15 protein-coding genes are annotated in these 19027 nt (G+C 67.5%); 14 read left to right on the forward strand and 1 reads right to left on the reverse strand.

Annotated elements, in window-relative coordinates; translation table 11 throughout:
* Positions 1-72: 72 nt before the first annotated feature.
* Complete coding sequence (locus ABGA94_RS02920; protein ID WP_111128205.1) at positions 73-2496, reverse strand: penicillin-binding protein 1A; 2424 nt, start codon at positions 2494-2496, stop codon at positions 73-75.
* 219 nt (positions 2497-2715) lie between these two features.
* On the opposite strand from ABGA94_RS02920, the gene ABGA94_RS02925 reads away from it, so the two are divergent.
* The 14 genes from ABGA94_RS02925 (at position 2716) to tkt (ending at position 18953) form a co-directional block, all read left to right on the forward strand.
* Positions 2716-3774 (forward strand): pilus assembly protein PilM, encoded by a 1059-nt coding sequence (locus ABGA94_RS02925; RefSeq protein WP_014038321.1) that lies wholly within the window; start codon positions 2716-2718, stop codon positions 3772-3774.
* Entirely contained in the window at positions 3774-4658 is an 885-nt protein-coding gene (locus ABGA94_RS02930) for a PilN domain-containing protein (protein ID WP_065185317.1), read from the forward strand. The genes ABGA94_RS02925 and ABGA94_RS02930 overlap by 1 nt, the downstream gene beginning before the upstream one ends.
* The gene (locus tag ABGA94_RS02935; protein ID WP_005418916.1) at positions 4655-5311 is read left to right on the forward strand and encodes a type 4a pilus biogenesis protein PilO; all 657 of its coding nucleotides are present in this window, start codon (positions 4655-4657) and stop codon (positions 5309-5311) included. The genes ABGA94_RS02930 and ABGA94_RS02935 overlap by 4 nt, the downstream gene beginning before the upstream one ends.
* Complete coding sequence (locus tag ABGA94_RS02940; protein WP_005418914.1) at positions 5311-5844, forward strand: pilus assembly protein PilP; 534 nt, start codon at positions 5311-5313, stop codon at positions 5842-5844. The genes ABGA94_RS02935 and ABGA94_RS02940 overlap by 1 nt, the downstream gene beginning before the upstream one ends.
* Positions 5845-5865: 21 nt before the next feature.
* Complete coding sequence (locus ABGA94_RS02945) at positions 5866-7836, forward strand: type IV pilus secretin PilQ (RefSeq protein ID WP_069139281.1); 1971 nt, start codon at positions 5866-5868, stop codon at positions 7834-7836.
* Positions 7837-8009: 173 nt separating this feature from the next.
* Positions 8010-9035 (forward strand): MoxR family ATPase, encoded by a 1026-nt coding sequence (locus ABGA94_RS02950; protein ID WP_005418911.1) that lies wholly within the window; start codon positions 8010-8012, stop codon positions 9033-9035.
* 8 nt (positions 9036-9043) lie between these two features.
* A complete protein-coding gene (locus ABGA94_RS02955; protein WP_375366342.1) occupies positions 9044-9973 on the forward strand; it encodes a DUF58 domain-containing protein in 930 nt (309 codons plus the stop codon).
* Positions 9970-10419 (forward strand): DUF4381 family protein, encoded by a 450-nt coding sequence (locus ABGA94_RS02960; protein WP_005418904.1) that lies wholly within the window; start codon positions 9970-9972, stop codon positions 10417-10419. The genes ABGA94_RS02955 and ABGA94_RS02960 overlap by 4 nt, the downstream gene beginning before the upstream one ends.
* The gene (locus ABGA94_RS02965) at positions 10416-11420 is read left to right on the forward strand and encodes a VWA domain-containing protein (protein WP_188239634.1); all 1005 of its coding nucleotides are present in this window, start codon (positions 10416-10418) and stop codon (positions 11418-11420) included. The genes ABGA94_RS02960 and ABGA94_RS02965 overlap by 4 nt, the downstream gene beginning before the upstream one ends.
* Positions 11417-13240 carry a VWA domain-containing protein gene (locus ABGA94_RS02970; protein ID WP_375366344.1) on the forward strand — a complete coding sequence of 608 codons (1824 nt, stop codon included), beginning with the start codon at positions 11417-11419 and terminating at the stop codon, positions 13238-13240. The genes ABGA94_RS02965 and ABGA94_RS02970 overlap by 4 nt, the downstream gene beginning before the upstream one ends.
* On the forward strand, positions 13237-14952 hold the full coding sequence (locus ABGA94_RS02975; RefSeq protein ID WP_375366346.1) for a BatD family protein: 1716 nt from the start codon (positions 13237-13239) through the stop codon (positions 14950-14952). Before ABGA94_RS02970 ends, ABGA94_RS02975 begins: the two co-directional genes overlap by 4 nt.
* A 57-nt stretch (positions 14953-15009) precedes the next feature.
* On the forward strand, positions 15010-16329 hold the full coding sequence (locus ABGA94_RS02980) for a dicarboxylate/amino acid:cation symporter (RefSeq protein WP_065185312.1): 1320 nt from the start codon (positions 15010-15012) through the stop codon (positions 16327-16329).
* 77 nt (positions 16330-16406) lie between these two features.
* Positions 16407-16829, forward strand: a complete 423-nt coding sequence (locus ABGA94_RS02985) for a hypothetical protein (RefSeq protein WP_227837915.1) — start codon at positions 16407-16409, stop codon at positions 16827-16829.
* Between the two features lie 126 nt (positions 16830-16955).
* Entirely contained in the window at positions 16956-18953 is a 1998-nt protein-coding gene (tkt, locus tag ABGA94_RS02990; protein ID WP_111128195.1) for a transketolase, read from the forward strand.
* Positions 18954-19027: the final 74 nt, after the last annotated feature.

A 19027-nucleotide genomic window follows, 5' to 3' on the forward strand; every position in this document is an offset into this window, starting at 1 on the left:
GGAGCCGAGCATGGGCTCGGCTCTACAGTCGCATCGGTGCCAACCCACGGTTGGCACCCACTGCACCCTTCCTCAGAAGATATCGAACGCGGCGGCGTCGGCCTGCGGCGTATTGAGGTTCAGGTCGTAGTCGGTCAGGCGATCCATGTCTTCCACCTTCACCCACTCGGTCGCGCCGTTGAGCGTGGCCTGGACCATGCCGCTGGGCGGCTCGTTCTGCGCGATCGGGGTGTCCTTCAGCGCGGTGCGCATGTAGTCGATCCAGATCGGCAGCGCCGCCTTGCCACCGTACTCGCGGTAACCCAGCGAGCGGAAGTCGTCGCGGCCCACCCACACGGTGGTCACGTACGGGCCGCCGAAGCCGGAGAACCAGGCGTCACGATGGTCGTTGGTGGAGCCGGTCTTGCCGCCCACGTCCTCGCGGCCGAGCACCTTGGCCTGCACACCGGTACCGCGCTGGACCACGTCGCGCATCATCGACACCAGCTGGTAGGCGGTGCGGGCGTCGATCGCGCGCGGAGCGGTGCGGGCATCCGGGTTGGCCGGAGCGGCGGCAGTTTCGGTCTTGGCTTCGGCCTTGGCCGCAGCGGCCGGGTCCACCTTCGGGGCCGGGGCGCCGAAGTTGAAGCCATCCACCACCTGGTTGACCGGCTGATCGCTGCTGCCGGCGCAGTCGCGGCAGGCCAGCGCCGGGTTTTCCTTGAACACCAGGTTGCCGTCGCGGTCATTGACCTGGTCGATCAGCCAGGTATCCACGCGCGAGCCGCCATTGGCGAACACCGCGTAGCCACGCGCCACCGACAGCGGGGTCAGCGATGCAGTGCCCAGCGACATCGACAGGTTCGGCGGCAGCTCCGATTCGGCAAAGCCAAACTCGCTGATGTACTTGCGCGCGTAGTCCACGCCCATGCCATCGAGCAGGCGTACCGAGACCAGGTTGCGCGACTGCACCAGCGCTTCACGCAGGCGCATCGGGCCGCGGAAGCCGCCGCCGTCGTTCTGCGGGGCCCAGGTCTTGCCGCGGCGATCGCGGAACACGACCGGGGCGTCGAGCACGATCGAGGCTGGGTTGTAGCCCTTGTCGAAAGCGGCCGCGTAGACGAACGGCTTGAAGCTCGAACCCGGCTGGCGGCGGGCCTGGGTGGCGCGGTTGAACTTGTTGCCGGAGAAGCTGAAGCCACCCACCAGCGCCTTCAGCGCGCCGCTGTGGGCATCCAGCGAGACCAGTGCGGACTGGCCGCGCGGGATCTGGTCCAGCAGCCACTCCCCGTCCTTGGCACCGGCGCGTACGCGCACGATGTCGCCGCGCTGCACCAGCTTGCCCGGGGTCTTGTTGGTCCACTTGGCGGCGCCGGCCGGCAGCACGATCTCGGTGCGGTTGGCCAGCACCACCGTGGCGCTGCCATCGGCCGCGGTGCTGGCGACGATTGCCGGCAGCAGGCCGGCCTGGCCGTACATGCCGCGCAGGTGCTCGGCCAGCGCGGCGGTATCGTCGCCGGCGCCCAGCTGCACCTGCTTCTCCACGCCGTGCCAGCCGTGGCGGTGGTCGTACAGCAGCAGGCCATCACGGACGGCCAGGTTGGCGGCGGTCTGCAGGGTGGAGTCGATCGTGGTGGTGACGTGGTAGCCCTTGTTGACCACGTCGCCGCCGAAGCGGGCGATCATTTCCTGGCGCACCAGCTCGGCCACGTAGGGTGCATCGACCTGCACCGGCGGCTCATGCGCGGTGGCGTGCATCGGCACGGCCTTGGCCGCGTCGGCTTCGGCCTGGCTGACGAACTTCAGGTCGGCCATGCGCTGCAGCACGTAATTGTCGCGGCGCTGGCGGGCACGTTCCGGGTTGGAGATCGGGTTGCCCGACGACGGGAACTTGGGGATACCGGCCAGCGAGGCCATCTCGTCCAGGTCCAGCTCGTTCAGCTTCTTGCCGTAATAGAACTCGGCGGCAGCGGCCACGCCGTAGGCGCGGTTGCCGAAGAAACTCTTGTTCAGGTACAGCTCGAAGATCTCGTCCTTGCTCAGCTCGGACTCGATCTTGCGCGCCAGCAGGATCTCGGCCAGCTTGCGGGTGTAGCTGTACTCGGAGCTGAGGAAGAACTGGCGGGCGACCTGCTGGGTGATGGTGGAGCCACCCGGCACGCGCTTGTCGTTGGTGGTGGCCAGCAGCCAGACCGCGCGGCCGATGCCCATGTAGTCCACGCCGCCATGTTCGTAGAAGCGGGCGTCCTCGGTGGCCAGGAAGGCCTGCTTCAGCCGCTCGGGCACGTCCTTCATGGTGACCGGGGTGCGCCGGGTCTCGCCGAACACCGCCATCAGCTTGCCGTCGGCAGCGTAGACGTACATCGGCTCCTGCATTTCCACGTCGCGCAGGGTCTGCACGTCGGGAAGCTTGGAGGAAACGGCATAGTACAGACCGCCCACGGCGGCCGCGCCGATCAGCGCCAGGACCAGGACAATCAGGAAGATCCAGCGCAGCCAGCGGCGGAGTCGAGTCATCGGGTTCAGATTCCGATTGCGAATTTCGTGGTCGCAGAGTATAGATTACGCAAGGTGGCGGCTGGGGTCGGCACCGGGGAGCGCAAGGGGAACAGTCAGGGGCTGCATGGTGAATCCGTGAGGGATTTCACAGCAGGGCCGTTGCCATTTGCTAAGAATACGTTATTAATGCTCGGACGCAGGTCTTGCGTCCAAGTGCCCGTCGGCAGGGGAGAAACCGTGGGGCTCATCCCAAAAAGTCAGTCGCCGCTTGTAGGCGTCGACATCAGTTCGACTGCGGTAAAGCTTTTGCAGCTGTCCCGCAGCGGCAATCGTTTCCGCGTGGAACATTACGCTGTGGAACCTCTTCCGCCGAATGCGGTGGTGGAGAAGAACATCGTCGAAGTGGAGGCCGTCGGTGAGGCCATCCGCCGGGCGATGAACCGTTCAGGCAGCAAGGCCAAACTGGCCGCTGCCGCCGTCGCGGGGTCGGCGGTGATCACCAAGGTGATCCCGATGCCGGCCGATCTCGACGAAAACGACATGGAAGCCCAGATCGAGCTGGAAGCGGTCAACTACATTCCGTATCCGATCGAGGAAGTGAACCTGGACTTCGAGGTGATCGGGTCGATCCCGAACAACCCGGAGATGGTCCAGGTGCTGCTGGCCGCGTCGCGTTCGGAGAATGTCGAGCTGCGCCAGTCCGCGCTGGAGCTCGGTGGCCTGCAGGCCAAGGTGATGGACGTGGAGGCCTTCGCGGTCGAGAACGCCTATGCCCTGGTCGCCAGCGAGCTGCCGGTGTCCATCGACGGCGTGGTTGCGCTGGTCGACATCGGCGCCACCATGACCACCCTCAATGTCCTGCGCGGCGGTCGTAGCCTTTACAGCCGCGAGCAGGTGTTCGGTGGCAAGCAGCTGACCGACGAGATCATGCGCCGCTACGGCCTGAGCTACGAGGAAGCCGGGCTGGCCAAGCGCCAGGGCGGCCTGCCGGAAAGCTACGAGATGGAGGTGCTGGAGCCGTTCAAGGAAGCCACGGTCCAGCAGATCAGCCGCCTGCTGCAGTTCTTCTATGCGGGCAGCGAATTCAACCGCGTCGATCACATCGTGCTGGCCGGCGGCTGCGCCGTGCTCGGTGGCCTGCCGGAGATGGTCGAGGAGCAGCTGGGCGTGCCGACTGTGGTCGCCAACCCGCTGGCGCAGATGACCCTGGGGCCGAAGGTGAACGCGCATGCGTTGGCCCAGGATGCCCCCGCGCTGATGATCGCGACCGGTCTGGCGCTGAGGAGCTTCGACTGATGGCACGCATCAATCTATTGCCCTGGCGCGCCGAACGGCGCAAGCAACGCCAGCGCGAGTTCTACGCAATGCTGGGCATGGCCGCTGTCGGTGGCCTGCTGTTGTCGCTGATGATCTGGTTCTATTACGACCGCCAGGTGAGCGGCCAGATGGACCGCAACGCCTATCTGGAAGCCGAGATCGAGAAGGTCAAGGAACAGAACAAGGAGATCGATCGCCTCGACGCGCAGAAGGAACGCCTGCTGGCCCGCAAGAAGGTGATCGAGGAACTGCAGGCCAAGCGCTCGCAGATGGTCCACCTGTTCGACGCGCTGGTGCGCACCATTCCCGATGGCGTGGTGCTGACCGCACTGAAGCAGGAAGGGGATGTGCTGACGCTGGAAGGGCGCACCCAGTCCAATGCCCGCGTTTCGGCCTACATGCGCAACCTGGAGACCTCCGGCTGGATGACCAATCCGGAGCTGTCGATCATCGAAGCGCGTGACCCGGAGAAGGACAAGGATGGCAAGGTCGGTCCGCTGGCCGACATCAAGGCGCTGCCCTACGTGTTCGTGGTCAAGGTGAAACTGCCGGCACAGAGCGAAGAGGTCTCGGCGACGCCGGGCCTGAACGCCGATGGGTCGGTGGCGACGGCTCCGCCGGCACCGGTGGCTCCGTTGGCCGCAGGTCCGGATGCCGCGACGCCTGCGGCTCCGGCAGCGGGCCAGCCGGCAGCGGCTCCCGCCGCACCGGCCGCTGCACCGCCGGCCACTCCGGCCAAGCCGAACCAACCGGCCGCTCCGGCCGCCGCGCCGGCCCCGGCACCTGCCCCGAAGCCTGAGGGCAGCCGCCTGGCGCAGCCGCCGCAGGCCTTCAATGCGCTGCTGCAGGGGGACCGCGCATGAGCCAGAAGATCGACATCAAGAACCTGGATTTCAACGACATCGGCAACTGGCCGCAGAAGGCCAAGATCGTCTTCTGCTCGTTGCTGGCGCTGGTCATCATGTTCGTGGCGTGGATGCTGCTGATCAGCGGCAAGCGCGAGGAACTGGCCGGCCTGGAATCGAAGGAAGTCGAGCTGCGCACCGAGTTCACCAAGCAGCAGGAACGCGCGGTGAACCTGGGGCCGCTGAAGCAGCAGCTGGCGCAGATGGAGCAGGTGCTGCAGCAGATGCTGCGGCAGCTGCCGAGCAAGACCGAAATGCCCGACCTGATCATCGACATCTCGCAGACCGCGCTGTCCAGCGGCCTGACCAACGAGCTGTTCGAGCCGGAGCAGGAGCAGATCAAGGAGTTCTACGCCGAGAAGCCGATCAAGCTGCGCATGGTGGGCAGTTACCACCAGTTCGGCGCGTTCGTCAGTGGCGTGGCCTCGTTGCCGCGGGTGGTGATCCTGACCATGCATGACATCAACCTCAAGCCCAAGGAAAAGACCGGCGGCAACGTCCGCAGCGGTGCACTGGAACTGTCCGGTACGGTCAAGACCTACCGTTACCTGGACGAGACCGAAGTGCAGGCGCAGCAGGCGGCCGACGCTGGCAAGGAGGGCAAGAAGTGATGCGCGCGCAGACCGTACGTGGTGCGATGGTGCTGGCTGTACTGCTGCTGGCCGGTTGCGGCCGTGGCGTGACCAGCACGCCCGGCGACGCACCGAACCTTGAGAAGTGGGTGGAAGGCGAGCGCGCGCGACCGGCGCAACCGCTGGAGCCGCTGCCGGTGATGCAGCAGTTCGAGACCTTTGAATACTCCGCGCAGGGCATGCGCGATCCGTTCACCGATGCCTGGACCAATCCGCAGCAGGGGAACGGCGGATTGCGACCGGACCCGAACCGGCGCAAGGAGCCGTTGGAAGGCTTCCCGCTGGATGCGCTGGACATGGTCGGCACCATCGGTACCGGTGCAGGCACCGTGGCGCTGGTGATGGGGCCGGACAAGGTCACCTACCGGGTTCGCCCGGGCGGTTACCTGGGGCAGAGCGACGGGCGGGTCACGGCGGTCTTCGAAGACCGCGTGGAGCTGATCGAACTGGTGCCGGATGGCGCGGGTGGCTGGCTGGAACGGCCGGCAACGCTCTCGCTTGAAGATCAATGATCGTTTACTGGGGATAGCACGATGACCTTTCACCAAGCCAAGGGGCTGCGTCCCATCCGGCGCTCTACCTTGAACCGTGTCAGCGCGCTGGGAGTCGCGCTGATGCTGGCCTGCGCTCCGGCGCTGGCTGCCGCACCGGCGGAAAAACCGGTGGGCGCCACCGTGGCACCGGCCGCTGCGCCGGCAGGCCTGTCGGTGGCCAAGATCGATTTCAAGCGTGGCGATGACGGCGCCGGGCGCCTGATCGTGCAGTTCGACGGGCAGGGCGCGATTCCTGACCTGCGCACGCAGGGCAACAGCGTGGTGGTCGACGTCGGCAATGCCCGACTGCCGGCCAACCTGCAGAAGCCGATGAACGTCACCGACTTCGCCACGCCGGTACAGCGCATCGACGCCAAGCCGTCGGGTGCCGGCACCCAGCTGGTGCTGAGTACCGGCGGTGCAGTGGAGTCGCTGGCCTACCAGAGCGGCAACGAGTACGTGGTCGAGATCAGCCCGCGGCAGGCCCAGGCCGCCGTCGGCGCGGTCACCGCCGGCAGCGTCACCCAGGCGGCCAAGGCCGTCGGCCAGCGCGGCTTCACCGGCAAGCCGGTGACCTTCAACTTCCAGGACGTGCCGGTGCGCACCGTGCTGCAGTTGATCGCCGAGGAGTCCAACCTGAACGTGGTTGCGTCCGACTCGGTGCAGGGCAATGTGACCCTGCGCCTGGTCAATGTACCGTGGGACCAGGCGCTGGACATCGTCCTGCGCGCCAAGGGCCTGGACAAGCGTCGCGATGGCAGCGTGATCTGGGTGGCGCCGCAGGCTGAACTGGCCAAGTTCGAGCAGGAGAAGGAAGACGCGCGCATCGCCATCGAGAACCGCGAAGACCTGCAGACCGACTACATCCAGATCAACTACCACAGCGCCACGCAGATCTTCAAAGCGCTGACCGAGGCCAAGGGCATTGGTGGCAGTGGCGGTGGTGGCAGCGGTGGTGGTTCGGGCAGCTCGTCGCAGGAAGACAGTGGCTTCCTGTCCTCGCGCGGCCGCATCGTGGCCGACGAGCGCACCAACACGCTGATGATCAGCGATATCCCGAAGAAGATCGCGCGCATGCGCGAGCTGATCAACGTGATCGACCGCCCGGTCGACCAGGTGCTGATCGAAAGCCGCATTGTCATCGCCACCGATACCTTCGCCCGCGAACTGGGCGCGAAGTTCGGTGTCAGCGGCAGCCGTGACAACGTGTACTTCAGCGGCAGCCTGGATGCCAATGCCGAGACCCGCAAGTCGCAGGTCGCAACAGACCTGGCCAACGCCAAGGCCGAGCGTGACTGGGAAGCCGGTGGCCGGGTCGGCCCGCCGCCGGTGAAGTCCGGCTCGGCGATCACCCGTGGCCTGAACTGGAACCTGCCGGTGGCCGCCGCCAGCAACCCGGGTTCGCTGGCACTGTCGATCCTCAATGCCGGCTACCTGCTGGACGTGGAACTGTCGGCCATGCAGCAGGAATCGCGAGGCGAGGTGATCTCCAACCCGCGCGTGGTCACCACCAACCAGCGCGAAGCGATGATCAAGCAGGGCAAGGAGATCGGTTACGTCACCATCAGCGGTGGTACCGCTGGCGGCGTGGCGACGCCGAACGTGCAGTTCAAGGAAGTGGTGCTGGAGCTGAAGGTCACTCCGACCATCACCAACGACAACCGCGTGTTCCTCAACATGCAGGTGAAGAAGGACGAAGTCGACCAGCTGATCCAGCTGGAGGGCTACGGCACCGTGCCGTCGATCAACCGCCGCGAAGTCAATACCGCGGTGCTGGTCGAGGACGGGCAGACCGTGGTGATCGGTGGTGTCTACGAGTTCACCGATCGCAACAGCATCAGCAAGGTGCCGTTCCTGGGCGACGTGCCGTTCCTGGGCAACCTGTTCAAGAAGCGCGGCCGCAACAAGGACAAGGCCGAACTGCTGGTGTTCGTCACCCCGAAGGTGCTGCGCGTGGCCAAGCAGAACTGAGCCACCGCTCCGAAGTCTTCGAAGAAGGGCCGCCCTGTGCGGCCCTTCCTCGTTTCCGCCGGTAGATCCACGCCATGCGCGGATGCGCTGTTCAGCCGTTCTTGATGCCAATCGCAAGGCACCCTGCGATGATGTCGGGAACCCGTGCCGTCCTGCGCCGGTCAAAGGCCCCCATGAACCTGCCACCGCCGATGCCCGAAACTGTCTCGCCGCCGCCCGCGCCGGCAACCTCCCGCCTGCATGCGGCATTCACCCAGCTGCGCGATGCGTTGTCGACCGAGATCGTCGGCCAGGCGGCCCTGGTCGAACGCCTGCTGATCGCGTTGCTGGCCGACGGCCACCTGCTGGTGGAGGGCGCGCCGGGCCTGGCCAAGACCACGGCGATCCGTGCACTGGCCTCGCGCCTGGAAGCAGACTTTGCCCGCGTGCAGTTCACCCCCGACCTGCTGCCGGCCGACCTCACCGGCACCGAGATCTGGCGCCCTCAGGAGGGCCGCTTCGAGTTCGTGCCTGGCCCGATCTTCCACCCGATCCTGCTGGCCGACGAGATCAACCGTGCGCCGGCCAAGGTGCAGTCGGCGCTGCTGGAAGCCATGGGCGAGCGCCAGGTCACGGTTGGCCGCCATACCTATGCGCTGCCGCCGCTGTTCCTGGTGATGGCCACGCAGAATCCGATCGAGCAGGAAGGCACGTTCCCGCTGCCGGAAGCGCAGCTGGACCGCTTCCTGATGCATGTGCGCATCGGTTACCCGGACCAGGCCGCCGAATCGGAGATCCTGCGGCTGGCCCGTGAGCGTGCCCGTGGTGCATTGGGCGAGGCCGCGCCGGCGCCAGACAAGATGCCGATGCAGGACGTGTTCGACGCCCGCCGCGAAGTGCTGGACCTGCACATGGCACCGGCACTGGAGCGCTACCTGATCGAACTGGTGCTGGCCTCGCGTGATCCATCGCGCTACGACGCCGGCCTCGGCCGCCGCATCGCATGGGGGGCAAGCCCGCGCGGTTCCATCGCACTGGAACGCTGCGCCCGCGCGCGGGCGTGGTTGGCTGGCCGTGACTTCGTCACGCCCGACGACGTGCGCGCGGTCGCCGCCGACGTGCTGCGCCATCGCGTGCTGCCCAGCTATGAAGCCACCGCCGAAGGCTGGGACGGCGAGCGCCTGGTGCAGGAGCTGCTGGCCCGGGTGCCGGCACCCTGAGCCTGCGCATGACCGATCCATCCGTGGAACAGGCACCGTCTGCGCTCGAAGGTGACGGGCTGCGCCCGCAGCTGGCCGAACTGGTCGCGCTGCGCCGGCTGGCACAGCGTCCGCCGCCGCCGCGCCGTGGCCGCACCGGCAACGCGGGCCAGGCACCGTCCCCGCTGCGCGGCCGCGGCATGGAGTACGCCGAGTCGCGCGAATACGTGGCCGGCGACGACGCGCGCCACATCGATTGGCGTGTGACGGCGCGCACCGGTCGCGCCCATACCAAACTGTTCCAGGCCGAACGCGAACGAGTCAGCCTGATCGTGGCCGATACCTCGCCGGCGCTGTACTTCGGCACCCGCGTGCGCTTCAAATCGGTGCAGGCCGCACGCGCCGGTGCTGTTGCCGCGTGGTCGGCGCAGCGCCGTGGCGACCGCGTGGGCGCATTGCGTGGCAGCGACCGCGAAGCGCCGATCGCTCCGGCAGGTGGGCCACGCGGCGTGCTGCGCGTGCTCGACGCGCTGACCCGCTGGTACGCACAGCCGCCAGCCGACGATCTGGGCCTGGAGCGCGCGCTGGACCATGCCGGTCGCGTGCTGCGCCCGGGGGCACGCATGCTGGTGCTGGCCGATCCGCAGCAGGCCATCTGCATTCCGCCCGCGCGCTGGAGCGCGCTGGCCCAGCATCACGACCTCAGCCTGGTGCTGCTGGTCGATCCACTGGAGCTGCGGCCACCGTCGGCGGCGTTGCAGTTCCAGACCGCACAGCAGCGCATCGGCCTCGACCTGCGTCGCAGTGAAGTGCAGGCCCATTGGCAGGCACACTTCGTCCAACCGCTGCAGGAACTGCGGCGCCAGCTCGGCGCACGCCGTGTCGACGTACAGGTGCTGTCTACCGATGCGCCCAGCGACGCCTGGCTGGCGCCGTCGCCGACCGAGGTGCCGGCATGAGCGCCGCGCTGCCGTTGCGCGATGTGCAGCTGCCGCCAGCACCGTCATGGTGGCCGCCAGCCCCTGGTTACCTGATGATCGGCGCGGTGGTCGTGCTGTTGCTGCTGGTGATCGCCGTGGTGATGTGGCGACGTCGCCGCCGCCGCCAGCGCTGGTTGCAGCTGTTCGATCAGGAACTGGCAATCGCCCCCGACGCTACGGCCGAACTGGCGGCCATCGCGGGACTGCTGCGCCGTGCCGCACGCCATGCGAAGCCGGGCAGCGAATCACTGCGCGATGACGCCTGGTGGCAACGCCTGGACCCGCAGGGCACGTTGCCCGATGCGCGCCGCAGCCTGTTGGCCGAAGGCGCCTATCGCCCGCGCGTCGACAGCAACGACGTGGCCGCTGTGCGCAGCTGGGCCCGCGAACGCTATCTGGCGATGCTGCTGGAGCGCCGCCGATGAACCTGTGGACGACCTATTGGCCATGGCCGGACCTGCAGCTGGCGTGGCCGCTGGCCCTGCTGGCCCTCCCGATGCCGCTGCTGATGCGCTGGTGGAAGCGCCGTGCAGAACCCGGCGCCGCACTGCGTGTGCCCTATGCTGCCGCCGAGCTCGAAGCCCTGTCTGGTGGCGGCCGTGTTGACGCGTCGTGGCTGCGCACGCTGCTGCTGTGGCTGGGCTGGTGTGCACTGTGCATCGCGCTGGCACGACCGCAGCAGCTGGGCGAAGCCATCACCCCGCCGCAGCAGGGGCGGCAGATGATGCTGGCGATGGATGTGTCCGGCAGCATGGGCGAGGGCGACATGGTGCTGGGCGGCCAGGCGGTCGATCGCCTCACCGCGGCCAAGGCTGTGCTGGCCGACTTCCTGGATCGTCGTGCCGGCGACCGCGTTGGCCTGCTGATCTTCGGCGACCGCGCCTATACGCTCACGCCGCTGACTGCGGACCTGGCCAGCGTGCGCGACCAGCTGCGCGACAGCGTGGTCGGCCTGGCCGGGCGCGAGACCGCCATCGGTGATGCCATCGGCCTGGCGGTCAAGCGCCTGCGTAGCCAGCCGGAGGGGCAGCGCGTACTGATCCTGTTGACCGATGGTGTCAGCAATGCCGGTGTGCTGGAACCCCTGCGCGCTGCGGAAGTCGCACGCGCCGAAGGCGTGCGCATCCACACGGTTGCGTTTGGCGGCGATGGCAGCATGCGGTTGTTCGGCATTCCGATTTCCACCGACCAGGATCCGGTCGATGAGGCCACTCTGAAGAGGATCGCCAGCATGACCGGCGGCCAGTTCTTCCGCGCGCGTGATACCGCGCAGCTGGCCGGCATCTATGCCGAGCTCGATCGCCTGGAGCCAGTGGCCGCAAAGGGCCCGAGCCTGCGCCCTCGCGAGGAACGCTATGCGTGGCCGTTGGGCCTGGCATTGCTGCTGGGCGCATTGGCATGGCTGTGGCCGGAGCGTCGCCGATGATCGCGTTTGCTTCGAATCTTCCCGACTGGAACGCGCTGCACTTCCTGCGGCCCGAGTGGTTGTGGGCACTGCTGGCGCTGCCGCTGATCATCGCGTTGGCGCTGTACCGGCAACGGCGCAGTGATGCGTGGCGGCAGGCGGTGGATGCACATCTGTTGCCACATCTGCTGGCCGCCGGCGCGAAGCGTCGTGTGCGCCTGCCATGGGCGCTGCTGCTGGGCTGGACACTGGCATCGCTGGCGATGGCCGGGCCGAGCTGGCGGCAGCAGGCGCAGCCGATGTTCCAGGCCAGCGCACCGCTGCTGGTGGTACTGGACCTGTCCAGCCGGATCAGCGCAACCGATCTGCCACCGTCGCGCCTGCTGCAGGCGCGCGCGAAAGTGGGCGAGCTGCTGCGCGCGCGCCAGGGCGGGCAGGTGAGCCTGGTGGTGTATGCCGATGATGCCTACACCGTGGCGCCGCTGACTGATGACGGCCGCAATGTTGCGCTGTATCTGGATGCGCTGTCGCCGGACGTGATGCCACGCGATGGCCAGCGTGCCGACCGCGGCATCGACTGGGCAACACGGCTGATGCGGCAGATCGGTGCGCTGCAGGGGCAGATCCTGCTGGTCAGCGATCAGGCGGATGGTGAAGCTGCACTGGCGGCAGCGCAGGCACGCAGCCTGGGCCTGCAGGTGTCGGTGCTGGGCCTGGGCACGCCTGCCGGTGCGGCCTACCGCGATGGCAGCGGGCAGATCCGCCAGGCTGCGCTGGATGAGGGCAGCCTGCGCGCGGTGGCCACTGCCGGCGGCGGCCGCTATGCACGCATCTCCGCCGATGACAGCGATCTGCGTGCGCTCGGTGTACTCGACGCGCGCGAAGGCACGGCGGCGCAGCGGCCGGGCGAAGGCAAGCAGTGGCGTGACGAAGGCTTCTGGCTGCTGCCGCCGGTGATGCTGCTGGCATTGCTGGCCTTCCGCCGTCGTGCGCTGCTGGCCGCGGTGCTCGCGGTCGGCCTCGTGCCATGGATGAATCACGCGCAGGCGCAGGCACCTGCGACGCAGGCCTCGCAACCCGCGCAGGGCACGCTGTGGAAGCGTAACGACCAGGCGCAGCATCAGCGCCTGGCCGAGGGGGTCCAGGCTTACCGCAAGGGCGACTTCGCCACTGCGCGCAGGCAGTTCGAGGGTATCGACAGCGATGCCGGCTGGTACAACCTGGCCAACACGCTGGCACGCGAAGGCAACTACGACGAAGCGATCGCCGCCTACGACCGCGCGCTGGCGTTGCATCCCGGCATGGCCGATGCGGTCGCCAACCGTGCCGTGGTCGATGCCGCGCGCAAGCGCAGGCAGTCGGGTGGCAAAGGCCAGGATCAGCAGAAGCCACCGCAGAACGGGCAGCAGAAGCAGCAGAACGATGCCCCGGGCCAGCAGAACCCGCAGGGCCAGAAGCCGCAGCAGGGACAGCAGAATCCCGGCCAGGGCCAGCAGGGGCAGCCCAAGGCGGGTGACGACAAGAACCCGTCGAGCCCGCAGCCCGGCGAGCGCGGCCGCGATGGCCAGCAGGCGCCACCACAGGTGGAGGATGCCAAGGCACAGGCCCAGGCCGATGAGCAGCAGCGCCAGCGCATGCAGCAGGCGATGCAGCAGGCACGCGAGGGCGAGGCTGGCAAGGACGGCAAACCCGTACCGGGGGGGGAGGGCCGCACGCCGCGCGAGCGCGAGGAGCAACAGGCGGTGGAAGCGTGGATGCGGCGTGTGCCGGATGATCCGGGCGCGTTGCTGCGGGCCAAGTTCCAGCTGGAAAACGAACGCAGGAAGAGGGAAGGGCGATGACGCGGGCGATCAACATGCACGGGCACTGGTCACGGCCGGTACTGGCGGCGCTGTTGCTGTGGCTGCCGCTGCTGGCCTGGGCGCAACCACGTGCCTGGCTGGACCGCGACCGCATCGCGATGGGTGATACGGTCACCCTTAATGTCGAGAGCGATCAGGGCGCTCCCGACTTCACGCCATTGCGCACCGACTTCGACCTGAGCGGCCAGACCAGCAGCCGCCAGGTGGAATGGAGCAATGGCAGCATGCAGCAGCGCAACCTGTATGGCGTGGCGCTGACGCCGCGGCGCAGTGGTGCGCTGGTGGTACCGGGCCTGCAGGTGGGCAGTGTGCGCACTGCGCCGCTGACGCTGCAGGTCGATGCGGCCGCCGTGGCCAGGCCTGACAGCAATGCGATGGCCTTCATCGAAACCCTTGTCGATGACGATACGCCGTACGTGCAGCAGAGCGTGGGCGTGGTGGTGCGGTTGTATTTCGCCTCGCAGCTGGCCTCCGGCGAGCTGGTGCTGGATACCCCGGCGGGCGCGTCGTTGCAGCGCGTTGGCGACGACCGCACAGATGTGCGCCAGGTCAACGGGCGCCGCTACAACGTGGTCGAACGACGTTTCCTGCTGATCCCCGAGCGCAGCGGCGCGTTGCGGCTGTCCGGTGCGCGTTTCAGCGGGCGCAGTGCCGGAGGTTTCTTCGATGACTTCTTCGGGGGCGGCGATGGCCGCATGAATGCCACTGGCGCAGACCGCACGTTGCAGGTGCAGGCACAGCCGGCACAGGCGCCGCAGCCGTGGTTGCCCCTGCAGAGCCTGCAGCTGCGCTACACCAGCGCGCCCACCAGTGCCCGTACCGGCGAGGCAGCCAACGTGGTGGTCGAAGCGGTTGCCGAAGGCGCCACCCGAGCACAGTTCACCGACCTGCCGGTCCCCGATGTCGGCAACGCAGCGCAGGTGTTTGCCGAGCCGGCACAGTACGAAGAGACCTTCAACGGCAGCACGCCGCGCCTGAAGATCACCCGCCGCTATTCGATCGTGCCGCGCCAGCCGGGTTCGCTGGTGGTGCCGGGACCACGCCTGCCCTGGTGGGATGTGCGCAACGGCAAGGCACAGGAAGCCAAGCTGCCGGACCTGACGCTGGCCGTTGCGGCCGGTACCGGCGCTGCCACTGCCTCGCCGGCAGCGCTGCCACCGATCGACACCGCTGCCGCGCTGCCGGGCAGCGATGGACAGGATGCGCGTATCGCCGCGACCGATCCACGCGCCAGCGGCCTGTCCGAGCGTCCGTGGCCGTGGATGGCGGCGGCCATTGGCCTGGCGCTGCTGTGGCTGCTGACCCTGTTGTGGGGCTGGCAGCGAGGCCGACGCCCGCGTGTGGCGGCGCCTGCAGCCGGCACGCCCTCTGTGCCGACCGTGGTGAGCGGCCGCGCGGGCCTGGCCGAACTGCGCCGCGCGCTGGATGGTGAGGGTTTCGATCAGGTGGAGGCGCGTCTGTGTGCGATGGCGGGCGTGGAGCGCATCGAGCAGGTGATCGCCCGGCTGGATGACCCGGCCCAGCGCCAGGTGTTGCTGGACCTGCAGCAGGCGCGCTGGGGCGGGCAGGGCGAACTGGCCCCGTTGCGCACGCGCCTGCGTGAGGTCTTCCGTGACGGACCGCACTGGTCGGTGGCCACGGGTGCCGCAGAAACTGGCCTGGCGCCGTTGTATCCAACGCGGCGAACCTGAACCGGCGCCGCTTGCGCGCTTTGTTAGAGTGCATTCATTTTTCGAGGAAACCCGCGCATGACAGCAGCTGCTGCCGACAAGAAGAAGTTGCCCCTGCATTGGAAGATGGGCATCGGCTTTGCGATCGGCCTGATCCTGGGACTGATCGTGCACGCCCTGGGCGGCAGCGTCGATGGTCTGCAGGCCGGTGCCAAGTGGGTCATGGACTACGTCACCACCCCGGCGTCGGGCCTGTTCCTCAACCTGATCTTCATGCTGATCGTGCCGCTGATCTTCTCGGCGCTGATCATGGGCGTGTCGGAGATGGGCGACATCCGCGCCCTCGGCCGCATCGGCTGGAAGACCCTGGCGTATACCGTGCTGCTGTCCGGCATCGCGGTGGGCATCGGCCTGGTGCTGGTCAACCTGCTCAAGCCGGGCGCCGGCGTGGATCCGCAGGTCGCCGCGATGATGCTGTCGGAGAACGCCGAACGCAGCAAGGAAATCGTCGCTGGCATCCATGGCACGCCGAAGGGCATGGACATGCTGCTGTCGATCGTGCCGAGCAACGTGCTGCAGGCCGCGTCGGACAACGGTGCGATCCTGTCGCTGATGTTCTTCGCGCTGATGTTCGGCATCGGCATGGTGCTGACCGACAACGAGAAGGTCGCCCCGCTGCGCCGCGCCATCGAAGGCGTGTTTGAAATCTCGATGACCCTGATCAACCTGGTCATCCGCCTGGCCCCCTATGCGGTGGCCTGCTTCATGTTCAACCTGGCCGCGCTGTTCGGCTTCGAGCTGATCATCCGCCTGGGCGCCTACGTGGGCGTGGTGGTGCTGGCGCTCGGCCTGCACATGGTCGTGACCTACGGTACTGCCGTATGGCTGTCTGGCCGCTCGCCGCTGTCGTTCTTCCGCGATACCCAGGAAGCGACGGTGATGGCGTTCTCCACCGCCTCCAGCAACGCCACCCTGCCGACCGCACTGCGCGTGGCCGACCAGATGGGCCTGCCGCAGCGCGTGTCGCGCTTCGTGCTGACCGTGGGCGCCACCGCCAACCAGAACGGCACCGCGCTGTTCGAGGGCGTGACGGTGATCTTCCTGGCCCAGTTCTTTGGCGTGGACCTGAGCATTGGCCAGCAGATCATGGTGATGGCGGTCTGCATCCTCGGCGGCATCGGCACTGCTGGTGTGCCGTCGGGCTCGCTGCCGGTGGTGGCGATGATCTGCGCGATGGTCGGTGTGAATCCGCTGGGCATCGGCCTGATCCTGGGCGTGAACCACTTCCTGGACATGTGCCGTACCGCCCTGAACGTGACCGGCGACCTGGCCCTGACCACGCTGGTGGCCAAGGGCGAGTCGCATGACGGACCGGCGCTGGGCACGCCCCTCGATTGAACGCGCCCTGAATGCCATGGATACTATCCCGACGCATGGAAGGCGTCGGGATTGGCGCCGTGCGAAAGGGAGCAGAAATGAGGATTTCGTACGTGATGGTCGCCGCCCTGGGCCTGCTGGCTTTCGACGCCAGTGCCCAGAAGGCCTGTGAAACCAACTACACCAAGACCGGCAGCTTCTTCGCCGGGCGCACCTTCACAACCTGGGACGTGGTGCCCAACGTTACCCCGGCCGACGCTCTCAAGCGTATCCAGATCGAGGGCGTGAAGTCGGGCCTGAAGGTGGCCAGCGTGGACAAGGACCTGGGCATGCTGACCCTGGAACAGAACGTCCAGTTCAATGGTGGCCAGACCACCCTGCCGTGGAACGTGCTGGTTGAAGCCGAGGGCAAGGGTTCGAAGATCACCGTGACCAAGACCACCCCGGCCACCTACGCCACTGGCGAGGACTTCCAGAAGAAGTCGATGTGTGGCGTGATCGAGGCTGCCGCGCCCAAGTAAGGGGTTGGCGGGACCAGATCCCTTTCACTGGCAAGGGATCTGGTCCTACGCCTGAACCCGGCCCCGGGTCTGTGGGACAATAGGCCGCCCGCACGTCCGCGGCCGCCTCCCGATTCCGACAGAACCATGACGCAGCCTACCCGTCGCCAGTTGGCCAACGCCATCCGCTTCCTCGCCGCCGATGCGGTTGAAACCGCAAAGTCCGGCCACCCCGGCATGCCCATGGGCATGGCCGACATCGCCGAAGTCCTCTGGAACGACTACCTCCGCCATAACCCGAGCAACCCGCACTGGTTCAACCGCGACCGTTTCGTGCTGTCCAACGGCCACGGTTCGATGCTGCAGTACGCGCTGCTGCACCTGAGCGGTTACGACCTGCCGATCGAGCAGCTCAAGCTGTTCCGCCAGCTGGGCAGCCACACCGCCGGCCACCCGGAGCGCCACGAGACCCCGGGCGTGGAAACCACCACCGGCCCGCTGGGCCAGGGTTTCGCCAATGCCGTCGGCTTCGCCCTGGCCGAGAAGCTGCTGGCACAGCGCTTCAACCGCCCGGAGCTGGAAGTGGTCGACCACCGCACCTGGGTGTTCATGGGTGATGGCTGCCTGATGGAAGGCGTGTCGCACGAAGCGGCCTCGCTGGCCGGCACCTGGGGCCTGCACAAGCTGGTCTGCTTCTGGGACAACAACCACATCTCGATCGACGGCAATGTCGAGGGCTGGTTCACCGACAACACCCCGGAGCGTTTCGAGGCCTATGGCTGGAACGTGGTTCGCGATGTTGACGGCCACGACCCGGACAGCATCAAGGCCGGCATCGAGGCTGCGCTGTCGCAGAGCGACAAGCCGACCCTGATCTGCTGCCGCACCACCATTGGTTTTGGTTCGCCGAACAAGGCGGGCAAGGAATCCAGCCACGGTGCCCCGCTGGGCAAGGACGAGCTGGAAGCCACCCGCAAGCAGCTGGGCTGGGAGTACGGCCCGTTCGAGATCCCGCAGGCGATCTACGACGGCTGGCGCGCCAATGGCGCCGGCACCCTGCGCCAGGCCGAGTGGGAACAGCTGTTCGACAAGTACGCCAGCCAGTATCCGGCGGAGGCGGCTGAGCTGACCCGCCGCTCGCACGGCGAGCTGCCGGCCGACTTCGTTGCCAAGGCCGATGCCTACATCGCCCAGGTGGCCGCTGAGGGCCCGACGATCGCCTCGCGCAAGGCCTCGCAGCTGGCCATCGAAGCCTACGCCCCGCTGCTGCCGGAAATCGTCGGCGGCTCGGCCGACCTGGCGCACTCCAACCTGACCCTGTGGAAGGGCAGCAAATCGGTTGCCAGCGACGACGCCAACGCCAACTACGTGTATTACGGCGTGCGCGAGTTCGGCATGACCGCCATCGCCAACGGCCTGGCCCTGCACGGTGGCTTCATTCCGTTCGACGCCACCTTCCTGGTGTTCAGTGATTACGCCCGCAACGGCGTGCGCATGAGCGCGCTGATTCCGGCCCACGCCATCCACGTCTATACCCACGACTCGATCGGCCTGGGCGAAGACGGCCCGACCCACCAGCCGGTGGAGCACCTGGCCTCGCTGCGCTATATCCCGAACAACGACGTGTGGCGCCCGTGCGATGCGGTCGAGTCGGCCGTGAGCTGGAAGGCCGCGATCACCCGCCAGGACGGCCCGAGCTGCCTGGTGTTCAGCCGCCAGAACCTGCCGCACCAGCCGCGCAGCGCCGAGCAGATCAAGCAGATCGAGCGCGGCGGTTACGTGCTGGCCGATGCCGCCGGTACCCCGGACGTGATCCTGATCGCCACCGGTTCGGAAGTCTCGCTGGCTACCGAAGCCAAGGCCCAGCTGGATGCGGCCGGTATCAAGACCCGCGTCGTCTCGATGCCGTCCACCGACGTGTTCCTGCGCCAGGATGCGGCCTACCGTGAATCGGTGCTGCCGAACGCGGTGCGCAAGCGCGTGGCCGTGGAAGCTGGCGTCACCGGTTTCTGGCGCCAGTTCGTCGGCCTGGACGGCGCGGTGATCGGTATCGACACCTTCGGTGCTTCGGCCCCGGCCGACCAGCTGTACAAGCACTTCGGCATCACCACGGCGCACGTGGTGGAAGCCGCCAAGGCGCTGTAAGCAGCCTCTCGGCGCAACAAAGGAAAGGCCGGCGCAAGCCGGCCTTTCTCGTTGCCGGAAGAAAAAGGGGACGG

It is taken from the genome of Stenotrophomonas sp. 3diitr2024, assembly GCF_042136455.1.
In the GTDB taxonomy this organism is placed as follows: Bacteria; Pseudomonadota; Gammaproteobacteria; order Xanthomonadales; family Xanthomonadaceae; genus Stenotrophomonas; species Stenotrophomonas sepilia.

Coding starts and splice junctions, on each gene's coding strand:
- ABGA94_RS02920 (WP_111128205.1), bottom strand. CDS start 2,496: ATGACTCGACTCCGCCGCTGGCTGCGCTGGATCTTCCTGATTGTCCTG.
- ABGA94_RS02930 (WP_065185317.1), top strand. CDS start 3,774: ATGGCACGCATCAATCTATTGCCCTGGCGCGCCGAACGGCGCAAGCAA.
- ABGA94_RS02935 (WP_005418916.1), top strand. CDS start 4,655: ATGAGCCAGAAGATCGACATCAAGAACCTGGATTTCAACGACATCGGC.
- ABGA94_RS02940 (WP_005418914.1), top strand. CDS start 5,311: ATGCGCGCGCAGACCGTACGTGGTGCGATGGTGCTGGCTGTACTGCTG.
- ABGA94_RS02945 (WP_069139281.1), top strand. CDS start 5,866: ATGACCTTTCACCAAGCCAAGGGGCTGCGTCCCATCCGGCGCTCTACC.
- ABGA94_RS02950 (WP_005418911.1), top strand. CDS start 8,010: ATGAACCTGCCACCGCCGATGCCCGAAACTGTCTCGCCGCCGCCCGCG.
- ABGA94_RS02955 (WP_375366342.1), top strand. CDS start 9,044: ATGACCGATCCATCCGTGGAACAGGCACCGTCTGCGCTCGAAGGTGAC.
- ABGA94_RS02960 (WP_005418904.1), top strand. CDS start 9,970: ATGAGCGCCGCGCTGCCGTTGCGCGATGTGCAGCTGCCGCCAGCACCG.
- ABGA94_RS02965 (WP_188239634.1), top strand. CDS start 10,416: ATGAACCTGTGGACGACCTATTGGCCATGGCCGGACCTGCAGCTGGCG.
- ABGA94_RS02970 (WP_375366344.1), top strand. CDS start 11,417: ATGATCGCGTTTGCTTCGAATCTTCCCGACTGGAACGCGCTGCACTTC.
- ABGA94_RS02975 (WP_375366346.1), top strand. CDS start 13,237: ATGACGCGGGCGATCAACATGCACGGGCACTGGTCACGGCCGGTACTG.
- ABGA94_RS02980 (WP_065185312.1), top strand. CDS start 15,010: ATGACAGCAGCTGCTGCCGACAAGAAGAAGTTGCCCCTGCATTGGAAG.
- ABGA94_RS02985 (WP_227837915.1), top strand. CDS start 16,407: ATGAGGATTTCGTACGTGATGGTCGCCGCCCTGGGCCTGCTGGCTTTC.
- tkt (WP_111128195.1), top strand. CDS start 16,956: ATGACGCAGCCTACCCGTCGCCAGTTGGCCAACGCCATCCGCTTCCTC.